This is a genomic window from Nocardiopsis codii, assembly GCF_036327455.1.
In the GTDB taxonomy this organism is placed as follows: domain Bacteria; phylum Actinomycetota; class Actinomycetes; order Streptosporangiales; family Streptosporangiaceae; genus Nocardiopsis; species Nocardiopsis codii.
In genome coordinates this window covers 80496-95182 of the sequence record NZ_JAUZMY010000002.1, presented here as the reverse complement: position 1 = coordinate 95182, position 14687 = coordinate 80496, and the positions used below count along the sequence as shown (strand labels likewise).

Annotated in this window: 11 protein-coding genes; 3 read left to right on the top strand and 8 right to left on the bottom strand. The window is 71.3% G+C overall.

The genetic code is table 11. From position 1 onward, the window contains the following. Positions 1-287: 287 nt before the first annotated feature. From Q8791_RS02205 to Q8791_RS02175, 7 genes are all read right to left on the bottom strand, one after another. On the bottom strand, positions 288-2321 hold the full coding sequence (locus Q8791_RS02205; RefSeq protein ID WP_330089864.1) for a glycerophosphotransferase: 2034 nt from the start codon (positions 2319-2321) through the stop codon (positions 288-290). Beyond that, positions 2318-2626 carry a glycosyltransferase family protein gene (locus tag Q8791_RS02200; protein ID WP_330089863.1) on the bottom strand — a complete coding sequence of 103 codons (309 nt, stop codon included), beginning with the start codon at positions 2624-2626 and terminating at the stop codon, positions 2318-2320. Before Q8791_RS02200 ends, Q8791_RS02205 begins: the two co-directional genes overlap by 4 nt. A 457-nt stretch (positions 2627-3083) precedes the next feature. Further along, the gene (locus tag Q8791_RS02195; protein WP_330089862.1) at positions 3084-4679 is read right to left on the bottom strand and encodes an NCS1 family nucleobase:cation symporter-1; all 1596 of its coding nucleotides are present in this window, start codon (positions 4677-4679) and stop codon (positions 3084-3086) included. A 361-nt stretch (positions 4680-5040) separates the two neighbouring features. After that, the gene (locus Q8791_RS02190) at positions 5041-6048 is read right to left on the bottom strand and encodes a TIGR03842 family LLM class F420-dependent oxidoreductase (RefSeq protein ID WP_330089861.1); all 1008 of its coding nucleotides are present in this window, start codon (positions 6046-6048) and stop codon (positions 5041-5043) included. A gap of 19 nt (positions 6049-6067) precedes the next feature. Continuing rightward, positions 6068-7474 (bottom strand): dihydropyrimidinase, encoded by a 1407-nt coding sequence (hydA, locus tag Q8791_RS02185; RefSeq protein ID WP_330089860.1) that lies wholly within the window; start codon positions 7472-7474, stop codon positions 6068-6070. 16 nt (positions 7475-7490) lie between these two features. Further along, the gene (locus Q8791_RS02180; protein WP_330089859.1) at positions 7491-8333 is read right to left on the bottom strand and encodes a nitrilase-related carbon-nitrogen hydrolase; all 843 of its coding nucleotides are present in this window, start codon (positions 8331-8333) and stop codon (positions 7491-7493) included. 386 nt (positions 8334-8719) lie between these two features. After that, positions 8720-9547 (bottom strand): hypothetical protein, encoded by an 828-nt coding sequence (locus tag Q8791_RS02175; protein WP_330089858.1) that lies wholly within the window; start codon positions 9545-9547, stop codon positions 8720-8722. 185 nt (positions 9548-9732) lie between these two features. On the opposite strand from Q8791_RS02175, the gene Q8791_RS02170 reads away from it, so the two are divergent. Next, positions 9733-10191, top strand: coding sequence for a flavodoxin family protein (locus Q8791_RS02170; RefSeq protein ID WP_330089857.1), 459 nt, complete (start codon positions 9733-9735; stop codon positions 10189-10191). 67 nt (positions 10192-10258) lie between these two features. Here Q8791_RS02170 and Q8791_RS02165 read toward each other — a convergent pair whose 3' ends face one another. Beyond that, complete coding sequence (locus Q8791_RS02165; protein WP_330089856.1) at positions 10259-11635, bottom strand: aspartate aminotransferase family protein; 1377 nt, start codon at positions 11633-11635, stop codon at positions 10259-10261. A gap of 238 nt (positions 11636-11873) precedes the next feature. Between Q8791_RS02165 and Q8791_RS02160 the strand changes: the two genes are divergently transcribed. Then, the gene (locus Q8791_RS02160) at positions 11874-13313 is read left to right on the top strand and encodes a gamma-aminobutyraldehyde dehydrogenase (protein WP_330089855.1); all 1440 of its coding nucleotides are present in this window, start codon (positions 11874-11876) and stop codon (positions 13311-13313) included. A gap of 161 nt (positions 13314-13474) precedes the next feature. Further along, the gene (locus Q8791_RS02155; RefSeq protein WP_330089854.1) at positions 13475-14629 is read left to right on the top strand and encodes an ABC transporter ATP-binding protein; all 1155 of its coding nucleotides are present in this window, start codon (positions 13475-13477) and stop codon (positions 14627-14629) included. Positions 14630-14687 lie beyond the last annotated feature (58 nt).

Here is a 14687-nt window from a genome sequence, read left to right as displayed (position 1 = left end):
GCCCGCCCCGGGGTTTACCCGGGATCGGACGAGAGTTGTAGTTCGTTCTGGTCGCTTCGGTCTGGTTCGAGTGTCCTGCGGCCCCTGTTCGTGTGACATCGCCCGCCCCCCGCCACGACGGGGAGGACGGCCGGTGACCACGGCGTGAACGGAGCGCGGGACCCGCGCCGGATACGCGGAGCGGGCCTCCTGGGCCGACTCCTGGGCTAACGCCGCTCCCCTCCGGAACGGTTCGCCCGAACGGCCGGTTTCGTTCACGAAGTGGTCAACACACAGGTGAACACTACCTAACCCGCCGAGGCCCCCTCCTCCTGTGTGATATGCACCATCCGCTCAGGAACAGGGGTGAACGGGTCCGCCGGGATCGGCGCGGCGACCGTGCCCAGGGGGAAGTCCCGTACGGCCCGTGCGTACAGGTCGTCCACAGCGGCACCGAACCTGGACTGCGCGTCCGGTTCGTCCGGCCCCAGAAGGTACTCGCGGAGCACCACCCGGCGCTCGGCCAGGGCGTCGTCCGCAGGAGCGCGCCCCGCGGCCAGGAGGGTGTCCAATCCCACCAGCCCCGGCCTCAGCACGTACCCCGCACCGGCGGACGGGTACTGCCGCCGGAACTCGTCGTCGCCCAGGTCCCACAGGTCGGCGACCGCGTACGGCTTGCCGCTGGCGACGAAGTCCGCGACGACGCTGGAGATGTCGCTCACCATCACGTCGGCCTGGTTGAAGCACGAGAACAGCGACGGCAGCGTCCCGGTCACCACGTGGTGCCGCAGCGGTCCGGCCGACGTCCAGTACAGCTCGTGCCATCGCGCGACCACGGCCCGGTGGTCGGCGATCTCCGCCTCGGTCAGGGACCTCGACGCGGCCCCCTCCTGGAACTCCTCGATCCGACGCCGCAGCCCGTCCAGCTCGCGGAGGTCGTCCGCGGCCACCGGCTCCAGCCGGTCGTTGGCGCGCTCCACCATGTCCATGATCCGGCGGTGCGCGGCCGCGGCCCCCGACGACCGTTTGCCCAGCAGGGGGTGGGGTTTGTAGACCACCCGGACCGGACCGGGCCCCGCCAACAGCCGCTCCACGAGCTCCGACCCCACCGTGTCGGCCGAGGTGAGGTAGTTGTTGTCGTCCACGCCCTCCCAGGTCGGCGCGTAGAGGACGGTGGGCACCGCTCGCTCCCGCGGGGGGCGCGGCCCGGTCACCTCGACCAGCTGCGGTCGCCCGACCTCGACCACGTCCCGGTCGTCGATCGCGTGCCGCACCCGCTGGTAGCGCTCCCGGCCGCCGCGGCCGGCGACCCAGATCTCGTCGAAGATCCGGCTCACGCGGTTGCTGCTGGGCAGCTTGTCGCTGTCGCCGTGGCCGACGAACACGTGCTTGATCTCCGCCCGCTGCACGAGGTGGATGTTCTTGCCCGCGTTGCCGGGGTAGAGCGCCACCCGGACCGTGGACAGGTCCAGGGCGGCCAGATCGTCGGCGCGCGGCACACACACCACCGGGAGGGAGGTGGGCGCCAGGTGCGGCAGGTTGGCGTGTTCGCGGAAGACGACCACGGTCCGCCGGTCGATGCGCTCCAGTGCCTCCAGCCACATGTTCGCCTGGTAGACGCCGTTCTGGGAGCCGACCCCGAAGGTGAAGTACAGGGCGACGTCCGGGTGGTACTCGCTCAGCCGTTCGCCGACGGCCGTGATGACCTCCTCGTCCGAGGGCATGCGCAGGTGCGCCAGGAACGCGGGGGCGGTCGCCACGACGGCGGCCAGCGCGGCCGCCACGGTCAGCGACGAGCCGCCCGCGGCGAGCCAGGACGGGCCTCCCAGCAGGAAGCCGATACCGCCGAACACCAGGGGCACGTCGGCCAGGAACACCCGGGTCATCGACAGGGGGCGCAGGAACCCGGGCACAGTCGGCAGGCGAAGACCCGACAGGTCCAGGTTTCGGGTTCCCACGGGGAGCCGTGCCCGCCGCAGCGTCTGGAGCCTCAGGAGGTCGTACGCCAGGGTCAGGACGAAGAACACGGCCATGCCGCCGACCGTCCACCAGTAGGCGGCGGTGCCGGTCGCGCCGACGGACGCGAACAGGCCCAGCAGGAGTATCTGCCGCAGCAGCACCCGCACCGTCAGTCCGATGCGGATACGGCTCAGCACCTTGGTGAGCACGGGCACCCTCTGGGAGACCAGCCACTCCGTGGCGTACAGCACCACGGCGAGCACGCCGAAGAGCCACACCTGGGCCATGACGACCTCGACCGCCTGGAGGAGGAACGACAGTCCCATGACGGCGAGGACGAGCAGTGCCGTCCTGTCCACGCCGATGCGCGCGAGGTGGTTCACCGGACCGCCTCGGCTTCCCGGGCTCCCGAGGCGCCGATCCCCGGCGGGTCCTCGCGGCGGACGTCGACCACGTGTCCGGTCACGTCGGACAGGAGCACGTCCGGGGACGTGCGGGCGACCTTCTCCACCCGGGGCGCCGTCTCGAAGATCGCGAGCGTGTGCTCCGGGATCGACTTCCCGGCGATCTCGAGCAGCTGCTCCGGGGCGGCCGGACCGAAGCCCCGGCCGCTGCCGCCCGCGAGGACGACGGCGACCGTGCGGGTCGCGGGGACGGGGACCGGGTGTGGGCGGGGGGTATCAGGCAAGGTCGTCTCCCTGTTCGCTGTGGTGTGCGATGGGAACCCGTGCCCGACCTTGGGGGAACAGCGCACTGGTCACGTACGTGAGGCCGAGTGGCGGACGCGCCCCCTGCGACAGGGGGTGATCGGATCCGCCCGGAGTCCATCTGTCGTTTTCGTCGTCTTCGCCCCGTGTTCGGAGTGTGACGGTAGTGAGGACGGGTCGGACCATGTTCCGGTTGTCCCGGTTCGGCCGCCGTCTTCGGGGCGTTCGCGCCCCCCCTGGAGGCCCGACACCCCGTGGGGCGCCTCCGAACTGGCCGGACGCGCGAACGCCGGGTGACGCCGGCCTCCCGCGCGCTCCCGGCACGGTCACGTCCCGATCACGCGTGGGGGGCTGTGCGGCACGGCCGCCGGGCACACGCCGGGGGGCCGCGCCGGACGTCGGCGCGGCCCCCCGGGCGCTGTCGGACAGGCGGTCGGCTCAGACCGTCGCGGACTCCCCGGACTCCCCGGACTCCCCGGACTCCGCGGCGGCCCGACCCGCACGGCCGTTGCGGTCGGGGAAGGCCACGCCCAGAGCCCAGTGCAGCAGCAGTGCGCTGACCAGGCCGACCAGCCAGCCGTAGTCGGCCAGCGGAGCGAGGAACGGGATCAGGCCGTCGGTCGGGAACGGGCCCGAACCCTCGGGCGAGTGCGACCCGCCCACGGCGAGCAGGGTGCCGACGCCGAACGCCACGAGCGCGCGCCAGTTCCACCCGTTCGTGTACCAGTACTCCGAGCCGCGCTCGTACAGCGCGGCCAGGTTCATCCTGGTGCGGCGCAGCAGCCAGTAGTCGGCGAGCAGGATGCCCGCGACGGTGCCGAGGACGCCGCCCACGGTGCCGAGCCACGTGAAGATGTACACGTTCTCGTTCTCCAGCAGCCGCCACGGGAAGATCAGCACGCTGAGGAAGCACGTGATGACCGCCCCCGTGCGGAAGCTGATCAGGCGCGGCTTCAGGTTGGCCAGGTCGTAGGCCGGGCCGACCAGGTTCGCGGCGATGTTGGTGGAGATCGTCGCGAGGAGCACGATGAAGACCGCGAAGAGCAGGCCGAGCCCGCTGCCCATCTGCGCGACGATGTCGATCGGGTTCCACAGCGGCTCGCCGTAGACCGAGGCGGTGCCCGCCGTGACCATCACGGCCAGCAGCGAGAACAGGGTCATCGTGGTGGGCAGGCCCAGCGTCTGGCCCACGACCTGGGAGCGCTGCGACGCGGAGAACCGGGTGAAGTCGCTGATGTTCAGGGTGAGCGTCGCCCAGTAGCCGATGACACCCATCAGCGACGGGAAGAACAGCGCCCAGAAGGACGGGCCCCAGTCCAGGGACTCGCCGCTGTCCAGGGAGAGCATCGGCGCCAGGCCTCCCGCCTCCAGGGCCATCCACACCAGCAGGGCGACGCCCCCGACGATCATGAGCGGGGCCGCCCACACCTGGACGCGGCGGACACCCTCCATGCCCCACAGGATGATCCCGAGCTGGGCCACCCAGAACAGGCCGAAGGACAGCCACAGGGTCCACGGGTTGCCGCCGACCACGGCGGCGCCGGTCCACCCGTCGCCGAGCAGGCGGCCGACGAGGACGTACACGCCCTGGCCGCCGACCCAGGTCTGGATGCCGTACCAGCCGCACGCCACCGCGCCGCGCAGCAGGGCCGGCAGGTTGGCGCCGCGCAGTCCGAACGCGGCGCGGGCGAACACCGGGAAGGGGATGCCGTACTTGGCGCCCGCGTGACCGGTCAGCACCATCGGCAGCAGCACGACGAGGTTGCCCAGGACGACGGCGAGCATCGCCTGCCGCCAGTCCATGCCGGCCGCGATCAGGCCGCTGGCGAGGGTCCACGCCGGGATGCTGACCGACATGCTCACCCACAGGGCGGTGAAGCTGCCGGTGCCCCAGTCGCGTCGGGAGATCGGGACCGGTTGGAGGTCGCTGTTGACGAAGGGGCTCTCGGGGAGGGAGGAACCCTCGGTCAGGGACACACGGCCGTCGGGATGGGTGACGACGACGGTTTCCGGAGACGGTGGGGAGTGGGTCACGGGACACCTGGTTTCGGTGGTGCTGACGAGGAGCAGGTTGTGGACGCGGCGCTGAGCCCACGGAGAGCGGGCCCGCCGGAATGCGCGGAAGGTCCGGATTCTGCCTAGGCCATCGAATATCCTCGCACGTCACCCGGGGTGCGGTGACGCCCCTTCACGTGCCTCCCCGACCAGCCCCCGGCGGTCCGGTGGCGCGGGAGAGGGGCACGTGCCCGGCGGTCTGCGGGCGCGGCCCCGCTGACCGGGCGGCCGCGGGAGGGCCGCGTTCCGTCGCACCGCCCGCCTCCGTGCGGCGCCGTCCGGACCGGGCCCCGGAGCAGCGGCTCCGGGGCCCGGACCGCCGGTCAGGTGCTCCCGGGGATCAGGACAGGGCGGGGACGACGTCGCGACCGTAGGTGTCGATGACCCCGTCCACGTCGTCGTGCATCGCGTAGACCGCGAACTGGTCCACCCCCGCGTCCTGCAGGAGCTTCAGCTTCGCGACGTGCTCCTCCACCGGACCCACCAGGCAGAACCGGTCCACGATCGCGTCCGGGACGAAGTCGGTGTCGGGGTTCCCCACACGCCCGTGGTGGGTGTAGTCGTAGCCGCTGCGCGTCCGGACGTAGTCGGTCAGCTCCTGCGGCACCGCGCCGGAGTCGCCGTACCGCGACACGAGGTCGGCGACGTGGTTGCCGACCATCCCGCCGAACCAGCGGCACTGCTTGCGGGCGTGCACCAGGCCCTCGGGGGAGCCGTCGGTCACGTAGGCGGGCGCCGCCACGCACACCTTCACCGCGCTCGGGTCGCGCCCGGCCTCGGCCGCCGCCGCCCGTACCGCGGCGACCATCCACTCGATCAGGTACGGGTCGGCCAACTGGAGGATGAACCCGTCGGCCTGGCGTCCCACCAGGTTCAGCGCCTTCGGCCCGTAGGCCCCCATCCACACCGGCAGGGAGCCGTCGCGGACCCACTGCAGGCGCATGGGCGTGCCGTCCACCACCGTCTCCCGGCCCTCGGCGAGGTCCTTGATCACCCGCATCGCCTGGGAGAGGTGGTCGAGCGTCGCCGGCCGGCGCCCCGCCACCCGCATCGCCGAGTCGCCCCGGCCGCTCCCGCACACCGTCCGGTTCCCGTACATGTCGTTCAGGGTGGCGAACAGGGAGGCGGTCACCTCCCAGGAACGCGTACTCGGGTTGGTCACCATCGGACCGACCACCAGCTTCTTCGTGCGTTCCAGGATGCGGCTGTAGATGACGAACGGCTCCTGCCAGAGCACCACCGAGTCGAACGTCCACCCGTGGGTGAAGCCGTGGGCCTCGGCGCGCACCATCCTTTCGACCAGCAGGTCGGCGGGCGGGTCGGTCTGGAGGACGAGTCCAATGTCCATGTGGTCTCCTCTGGGGCGGTCAGATCAGGTACTGGCAGGTGGACCGGGGGACGTACCGGCCGTGCCCGGCCTCGCCCAGGTAGGCGCCGCCGTCCACGACGACGCGGCCGCGTGACAGGACCGTGCGGGCCCTGCCCGTGACCCGTCTGCCCTCGTACGCCGAGTAGTCGACGTTCATGTGGTGGGTCCCGGCCGAGAGGACCTGTTCGGCCCCGGGGTCGTAGACGACGATGTCGGCGTCCGCGCCCGGCGAGATCGTGCCCTTGGACGGGTAGAGGCCGAACATGCGTGCCGGTGTGGCGCAGGCGATCTCGATCCACCGGCGCCGGTCGATGCGGCCCTCGACCACCGCCTGGTGCAACAGGTCCATCCGGTGCTCCACCCCGGGCATGCCGTTGGGGATCTTGGAGAAGTCGCCGACGCCCAGGTCCTTCTGGCCGCTGAAGCAGAACGGGCAGTGGTCGGTGGAGACCACGGACAGGTCGTTCGTGCGCAGGGCCCTCCACAGGTGCTCCTGGTGCTCCCGGGGGCGCAGCGGCGTGGAGCACACGTACTTGGCGCCCTCGAAGCCGGGCTCGGCCAGGTTGTCGGAGGACAGGAACAGGTACTGCGGACAGGTCTCCCCGAACACGTTGAGGCCCATGTCCCGGGCCCGCGCCAGTTCCTCCACCGCCTCGCGGGCGGACACGTGCACCACGTACAGGGGCGCCCCGGCGACGCGGGCGAGCTGGATGGCGCGGTGCGTGGCCTCCGACTCCAGGAGGGCCTTGCGGACCTCCCCGTGGTGGCGGGGGTCGGTCCTGCCCTCGGAGAGGGCCTGCTCGACCAGCACGTCGATGGCGATGCCGTTCTCGGCGTGCACCATGGTCAGCGCGCCGTTGGAGGCGCCGCGCTGCATGGCGCGGAGGATCTGGCCGTCGTCGCTGTAGAACACGCCGGGATAGGCCATGAACAGCTTGAACGAGGTGACGCCCTCGTCCACCAGGACGTCCATCTCCTTCAGGGAGGACTCGTCGACATCGGACAGGATGGCGTGGAAGGCGTAGTCGATCGCACACCTGCCGTCGGCCTTGGCCATCCACGCGTCCACCCCCGCGCGGACCGACTGTCCCCGGCCCTGGATGGCGAAGTCGACGATCGTGGTCGTGCCGCCCCACGCGGCGGCGCGGGTTCCGGTCTCGAAGGTGTCGGCGGAGTAGGTGCCGCCGAAGGGCATCTCCATGTGGGTGTGGCCGTCGACCCCGCCCGGGACCACGTAGTGTCCGGTGGCGTCGATGGTGCGGGCCCCGCTGTCGGCCCAGGAGCGGGCGGTGTCGCCGCCGCGCAGGGCGAGGGCGGCGACCCTCTCGCCCTCGACGAGGACGTCGGCCTCCACCTCCTCGGAGGCGGTGACGACGAGGCCGCCGCTGATGACGGTGCGTTCCATGGGTCTCCTCCCCGCCTCAGCCCTCGACCAGCGGACCGTAGGCGTCCGGGCGGCGGTCCCGGTAGAACGCCCACTGCCGGCGGACCTCGTCGATCAGGTCGAAGTCGAGGTCGCGGACGACCAGCTCGGACGCGGTGTCGGAGGCGACGTCGCCCACGAACTGGCCGCGCGGGTCCACGAAGTAGCTGCTGCCGTAGAAGTCGTTGTCGCCGTACTCCTCCACGCCCACGCGGTTGATGGCGGCGACGAAGTACTCGTTGGCCACCGCGGCGGCGGGTTGTTCGAGCTTCCACAGGTAGCCGGACAGGCCGCGGCTGGTCGCGGACGGGTTGTACACCAGTTGGGCCCCGGCCAGGCCGAGCGCCCGCCACCCCTCCGGGAAGTGGCGGTCGTAGCAGATGTAGACCCCGACACGGCCGACGGCGGTGTCGAACACGGGCCATCCGAGGTTGCCGGGGCGGAAGTAGTACTTCTCCCAGAAGCCCTTGACCTGCGGGATGTGGTGCTTGCGGTACTTGCCGAGATAGGTGCCGTCCGCGTCGACGACGGCGGCGGTGTTGTAGTAGAAGCCGGGCTTCTCGATCTCGAAGACCGGAAGCACCATCACCATGTTCAGTTCCCGGGCCAGGGCGCTGAACCGTGTGACGGTGGGCCCGTCGGGCACGGATTCCGCCCAGCGGTAGTGCTCGGCCTCCTGCACCTGGCAGAAGTAGGGTGCGTTGAACACCTCCTGGAAACCGATGACGCGGGCGCCTTGCGCCGCCGCGTCGCGCGCGTACTTCTCGTGGGCCGCGAGTACGGATTCGGTGTCGCCCGTCCATTCTGTCTGGACGAGCGCGGCACGGACGTTGTGCGGCATGGTTCCCTCGCTCCTCGGCTGGTGGGACCGCATGCGCCCTGCTCGCGCGGTTGGTCGGGCGGTCGGCGCGGCGGGCGGTGCGCGTGAGAGTCGCACCTTAGAGAAGAGGGGAACGGGGGGTCAACGTTCGACATCCCCGCTCATGTGATAAGTCGGTGTTTCCTGATTTCGCGATCGTGCCCAACAGGGAGACAATGTCCTTTCTCGGGTGAAAACAATTCAGAGGAAGTCACAGGTTTCCCGCCGTTTCGACGAGGAATTTCATGTGTCTCCACATGTCCGCTGCCGGATCGGTGGGGCGGGCACGACGAAGGGCCGCCGGAAGGGTTTCCGGCGGCCCCGGTCGGGCCCCGCCCCCGTGCGGCACACGCGGGGGCGGGCACGCGTCAGGGGTTGAGTTCCACCTCGACCTCGTCCCCGCCGTACGTCTCCGAGCTCAGCCCGATGTGGGTGATGTCGCCTGCCGACGGCACGTCGAAGACGATGCTCACGCTCACAGGGCTGCCGTCGGTGGGCAGGTCGTTCCACATGGAGTCGCCGAGTTCGCGGGTGGCGTCGTAGTCCTCCTCGATGGCCTGGCCGGAGGACGTGTACACGTGCTGCTCGTCACGCCAGAACGTGTCGGTGCCCGCGTACGCGACGTCGAGGTGCACGATGAGGTACTCGCCGGAGGGCGTGTAGCCCTCGACCTCGTCGGTGGTCTCGGTTCCGGTGATCGTGTAGGTGATGCCGTTGTGCTCGATGGCCTCGCCGGATCCGCCGGACTGGCCCGACCCCTCGTCGGGGCTCTCGCTCGTGATCGTCGTGGAGCCGCCGCTCGGCTCGCCCCTGTCGTTGAAGACGAACGCGATGAGCACCACGAGGATGACGCCGATGACGAACAGGCCGCCGCAGCCCAGGCCGACCCACAGCCACGGAGAGGACTTCTTCGGACCCTGCGGGCCGGGGCCGTAGGGGGGCGGGGGGCCGTAGGGCCCGCCCGGGCCTCCGGGGCCTCCGGGGCCGCCGGGAGGACCGTACGCGCCTCCTCCGGGAGGACCGTACGGGTCGCCGCCGGGGTGACCGTAGGGGTCGCCTCCGGGAGGACCGTAGAGGTCGCCGCCGGGGGGTCCGTAGGGCCCGGACGGGTCACCGCCGGGAGGGCCGTACGGGCCGCTCGGGTAACCGTCGGACGGGCCGCCGGGACCGTAGGGCCCGCCGGGCGGAGGGCCCATGGGCGGCTGGCCACCGGTCGGGGGTCCCGGAAACGGGCCGTTCGGGGGAGGAGGCTGACTCATGGTGGTCCTGGCTTTCTGCTGCGGGCGGGTCGGGAGGCGGCCGGGCCGTCTTGCCCGTGCTGTTTGAGACGTCGGCTGGAGGCAGACGGTTCGAGTCGCGTCCGACTGTCTACTGTGGGGGCATGGCACGATTGCTCATCGTTCACCACACGGTCTCACCCGCCACCCGGGAGATGTTGGGAGCCGTGCTCGACGGTGCCCGCGACGACGATATCGAAGGGGTGGAGGTTCGGTCGAAGGCGGCACTGTCCGCGACCGTCAGCGACCTGCTCGCGGCCGACGCGCTGGTCCTGGGGACCCCCGCCAACATCGGCTACATGTCCGGCGCGCTCAAGGTCTTCTTCGACACGGTCTTCTACCCCGCCCAGGGGGAGACCGAGGGGCTGCCGTACTCCCTCTACGTGCACGGGGACAACGACACGGCGGGAGCCGTCCGCGCCGTGGAGTCGATCGCGAAGGGCATCGGATGGGAGCGCCACCGCCCGCCGGTCACGGTCACCGGCCGCCCCGAGGCCGCCGCCCGCGAGGCCTGCTGGGAACTGGGAGCCGTCACCGCGCTCGCCGCCCAGGAGAGGGGCTGACCTGGGCCGTCCCGTCCGGCCGGCCCCGGAGCGCGGGGCCGGCCGGACGGGGCCGCGCCGGTGAGCCCTAGAGCTGGTTCCAGGCGTCCGTGAGGACCTTGCGCAGGATCCGCTCGATCTCGTCGAACTCCGCCGGTCCGCAGGTCAGCGGGGGCGACAACTGCACGACGGGTTCGCCTCGGTCGTCGGCTCGACAGATCAGGCCCGCGTCGAACAGCGCCCCCGACAGGAAGCCCTTGAGGAGCCGCTGCGCCTCGTCGCCGGTGAAGGTCTCCTTGGTCGCCTTGTCCTTGACGAGTTCGATCCCGTAGAAGAACCCGTCCCCCCGGACGTCGCCGACGATCGGCAGGTCGAGAAGCCGCTCCAGTGTGGCGCGGAACACCGGCGCGTTCTCCCGCACGTTGTCGAGGATGCCCTCGCTCTCGAACAGGTCGAGGTTGGCGAGCGCGGCGGCCGCGGCCACGGGGTGCCCCGCGAAGGTCACGCCGTGCAGGAAGGACGCACCCTCCTCCTTGAACGGCTCCATCAGCCGCTCGCGGGCGATGAGACCGCCGAGCGGGACGTAGCCGCTGGTGGCGCCCTTGGCGAAGGTGATCATGTCGGGCAGGTAGCCGTACTTGGTCGCCCCGAAGTACTCGCCCAGCCTGCCGAAGGCGCAGATGACCTCGTCGGAGACCATGAGGACGCCGTGCCGGTCGCAGATCTCGCGGACGCGCCGGAGGTAGCCGGGAGGCGGCGGGAAGCAGCCGCCGGAGTTCTGCACCGGCTCGACGAACACGGCGGCGACCGTCTCGGGCCCGTTCTGGAGGATCGCCTCCTCGATCTGGTCGGCGGCCCAGCGGCCGAACGCCTCCGGGTCGTCCCCGTGGACGGGGGCCCGGTACAGGTTCGTGTTCGGCACCTGGACGGTGCTCGGCACCAGCGGCTCGAACGGAGTCTTGATCGCCTGGAGGCCGGTGACCGACAGCGCTCCGAGGCTGGACCCGTGGTAGGCGATCCTCCTGCTGATCACCTTGTGGCGCGTGGGTTCGCCGATCGCCTTGAAGTACTGGCGTGCCAGCTTCCACGCGGATTCCACGGCCTCGGATCCGCTGGTGGTGAAGAACACCCGGTCGAGGTCGCCGGGCGCCAGGCCCGCGAGCCGGTCGGCCAGCTCGATCGCCCGGGGGTGGGCGTAGGTCCAGATGGGGAAGTAGGCCAGTTCCCGGGCCTGCTCGGCGATGGCGTCGGCGATCTCGGTGCGGCCGTGCCCCACCTGGGAGACGAAGAGCCCCGCCAGGCCGTCGAGGTACCTCTTCCCGGCGGTGTCGTAGACGTGGACCCCCTCACCCCTGGTGATGACGGGGACGTCCGCGTCGTCGTAGGCGGCCATCTCCGTGAAGTGCATCCACAGGTGGTCCTTGGCGGCCCGCTGGAGTTGCTCCGGGCTCAGGTGCGCTGCCACTTGGTGCTCCCAAGATCGCTGTGTGGTGCGGGGACCGCGTGGGTCGACCCGTGGGTCTCTGCCGGACCCCCTCAATAGAAATAGTGGCACTGGAGCGGCTTATGTCAAGTATCCGTCGGGAAATCCAATCTTTACAACGGAATCCCTTGAGATCCCTTGATATCCCCGATGTCGGGTGGCAGTGTGACGGTTCACAGCCGCGCGCGCACCGACACGCGCCCGACCCCGGGGAGCCCGAGTGACCGGACTGGACCACCTGCGCAACTTCGTCAACGGCGAGTACGTGGACACGGCCGACGGAATCCGCAGCGACCTCGTCGACCCGGCCACCGGGAAGGTCTTCGCGACCGCGCCGGTGTCCACCGCCGAAGACGTCGACAACGCTTTCCGAGCCGCCCGGAACGCCTTCGACGACGGGTGGCGCGACTGGACGCCGGCCGACCGCCAGATCGCGCTCAACAAGTTCGCGGACCGGGTCGAGGAGCGCGCCGACGACCTGGTCGCCGCCGAGGTCCGCAACTGCGGCAAACCCGTCGGGCTCACCCGCACCGAGGAGATCGGCCAGGTCCTCGACGCCCTGCGCTTCTTCGCGGGCGCCACCCGCAACCTGGAGGGGCGCGCCGCCGGGGAGTACCTCGCCGACCACACCTCCTGGATCCGGCGCGAGCCCCTGGGCCCGGTCGGCCAGATCACCCCGTGGAACTACCCCATGGCCATGGCGTCGTGGAAGATCGGGCCGGCCCTGGCGGCGGGCAACACCATCGTCCTCAAGCCCTCCGACACCACCCCGGTGTCCACCCTCCTGCTGGCGGAGATCGCCGCGGAGTTCCTCCCCGCCGGGGTGTTCAACGTCGTCGCGGGCGACCGCGACACCGGCCGCGCCCTCGTGGACCACCCGACCCCCCGGCTCATCTCCCTCACCGGCTCCACCCGGGCCGGGTACGAGGTCGCCCAGGCCGGCTCCAGGGACCTCAAGCGCCTCCACCTCGAACTGGGCGGCAAGGCCCCGGTGATCGTCTTCGACGACGCCGACGTCGAACGCGCCGCCGCGGGCATCGCCGAGGCCGGGTACTTCAACGCCGGACAGGACTGCACCGCCGCGACACGGGTGCTCGCCGCCCCGGGCGTCCACGACGACCTCGCCGCCGCCCTCGCCGAGCAGGCGCGCGGCACCGTCACCGGGCCGCCGAGCAACCCGGACGCCGCCTACGGCCCCGTCAACAACGCGGGCCAGCTGGAGCGCGTCAGCGGGTTCCTGGACCGCGCGCCCGACCACGCCGAGGTCCTCGCGGGAGGATCCCGGGTCGGCGGCGAGGGCTACTTCTACGCCCCGACCGTGGTGTCCGGGCTCCGACAGGGGGACGAGCTGGTCACCGACGAGATCTTCGGCCCGGTCATCACCGTGCAGCGCTTCACCGACGAGGACACCGCCGTCGCCTGGGCCAACTCCGTCGAGTACGGCCTGGCCTCCAGCGTCTGGACCAGGGACCACGCCCGCGCGCTGCGGGTCTCGCGCCGACTGGACTTCGGCTGCGTGTGGATCAACACGCACATCCCCATCACGGCGGAGATGCCGCACGGCGGGTTCAAGCACTCCGGCTACGGCAAGGACCTGTCCTCGTACTCCTTCGAGGAGTACACCCGGGTCAAGCACGTCATGAGCTACATCGGCGAGTGACGCGCGGCCGGGGCCGCCCGGCGCGGCCCCGGCACGGGCCCACCGCCGCAGGTGAACGACCCGGGCAGCGGCGACGGCCGCGGGACCGCCGCCCGGCCCTCCCCACCCCGAGGTGCGCACGCGAGCGCACCGAGAGACGAGCGACTGACAGGAACCCCCACATGGCCCCCACCAACACCACGCACCCCGAGGCACACCCAGCGGACACCGCCCCTGCCCAGGAGCCCGCGATCGCTCTGGAGGGCGTGGTCAAGTCCTTCCGGTCCGGTGCGGAGTCGGTCAACGCGGTCAACGGCGTCGACCTGGCCATCGCACGCGGGGAGTTCTTCTCACTGCTCGGCCCGTCCGGCTGCGGCAAGACCACGACCATGCGCATGATCGCGGGCTTCGAGGACCCCACCCGCGGGGTCGTCCGCCTCGACGGCCGCGACGTCACCGGTGTGCCCGCCAACCACCGCGACGTCAACATGGTCTTCCAGAGCTACGCGCTCTTCCCGCACATGAGCGTCGCGGACAACGTCGCGTTCGGGCTCAGGCGCAAGGGGGTCCCCAAGCCGGAGACCGCCCGCCGGGTGGCGGAGATGCTCGACCTGGTCGAACTCGGCCACCGGGCGCGGCACCGCCCCTCCCAGCTCTCCGGCGGACAACAGCAGCGGGTCGCCCTCGCCCGCGCGCTGGTCAACCAGCCCGGAGCCCTGCTCCTCGACGAACCCCTCGGCGCCCTCGACCTCAAGCTCCGCCAGTCCATGCAGGTCGAGCTCAAACGCATCCAGCGCGAGGTCGGCATCACCTTCGTCTACGTCACCCACGACCAGGGCGAGGCGCTCACCATGTCCGACCGGATCGCCGTGATGAACGACGGCGCCGTCGAACAGCTCGGCACCCCCTCCGAGATCTACGAGCGTCCGGCCAGCCGGTTCGTCGCCGACTTCATCGGCACCAGCAACCTCCTCCGCGGAGTGGTCCGCGGAGCCGGCGCCGACGTGTGGACGGTGGAGGTCGGAGACGGAGCCACCGCCCTGGTCGCCGAGCTGCCCGGAACGGTCACCACCGGATCCCACCTCCACCTGACCGTGCGACCCGAGAAGGTCCGCATCGGCACCGAACGGCCCGGAGGCGACGTCAGCCGTGTCCCCGGCACCGTCACCGAGACCGTGTACACGGGCGCGGCCACCCACTACCAGGTGGACGTCGGGGGAGGGGAGGCGATCACCGTCTACCAGCAGAACGCCTCCGGCTCGGCGCCCGTCGCCGTGCGCGGCCAGAAGGTCTGGCTGTCCTGGCACCCGCAGCACTCCTACGCGCTCCCCACCTGACCGCCGGGCTCCTCCCGCGGAGGGGCCCGCCCGCCCCCGAACGCCGCCCCCGGTACCG

Coding starts and splice junctions, on each gene's coding strand:
- Q8791_RS02155 (WP_330089854.1), top strand. CDS start 13,475: ATGGCCCCCACCAACACCACGCACCCCGAGGCACACCCAGCGGACACC.
- Q8791_RS02170 (WP_330089857.1), top strand. CDS start 9,733: ATGGCACGATTGCTCATCGTTCACCACACGGTCTCACCCGCCACCCGG.
- Q8791_RS02175 (WP_330089858.1), bottom strand. CDS start 9,547: ATGGGCCCTCCGCCCGGCGGGCCCTACGGTCCCGGCGGCCCGTCCGAC.
- Q8791_RS02180 (WP_330089859.1), bottom strand. CDS start 8,333: ATGCCGCACAACGTCCGTGCCGCGCTCGTCCAGACAGAATGGACGGGC.
- hydA (WP_330089860.1), bottom strand. CDS start 7,474: ATGGAACGCACCGTCATCAGCGGCGGCCTCGTCGTCACCGCCTCCGAG.
- Q8791_RS02190 (WP_330089861.1), bottom strand. CDS start 6,048: ATGGACATTGGACTCGTCCTCCAGACCGACCCGCCCGCCGACCTGCTG.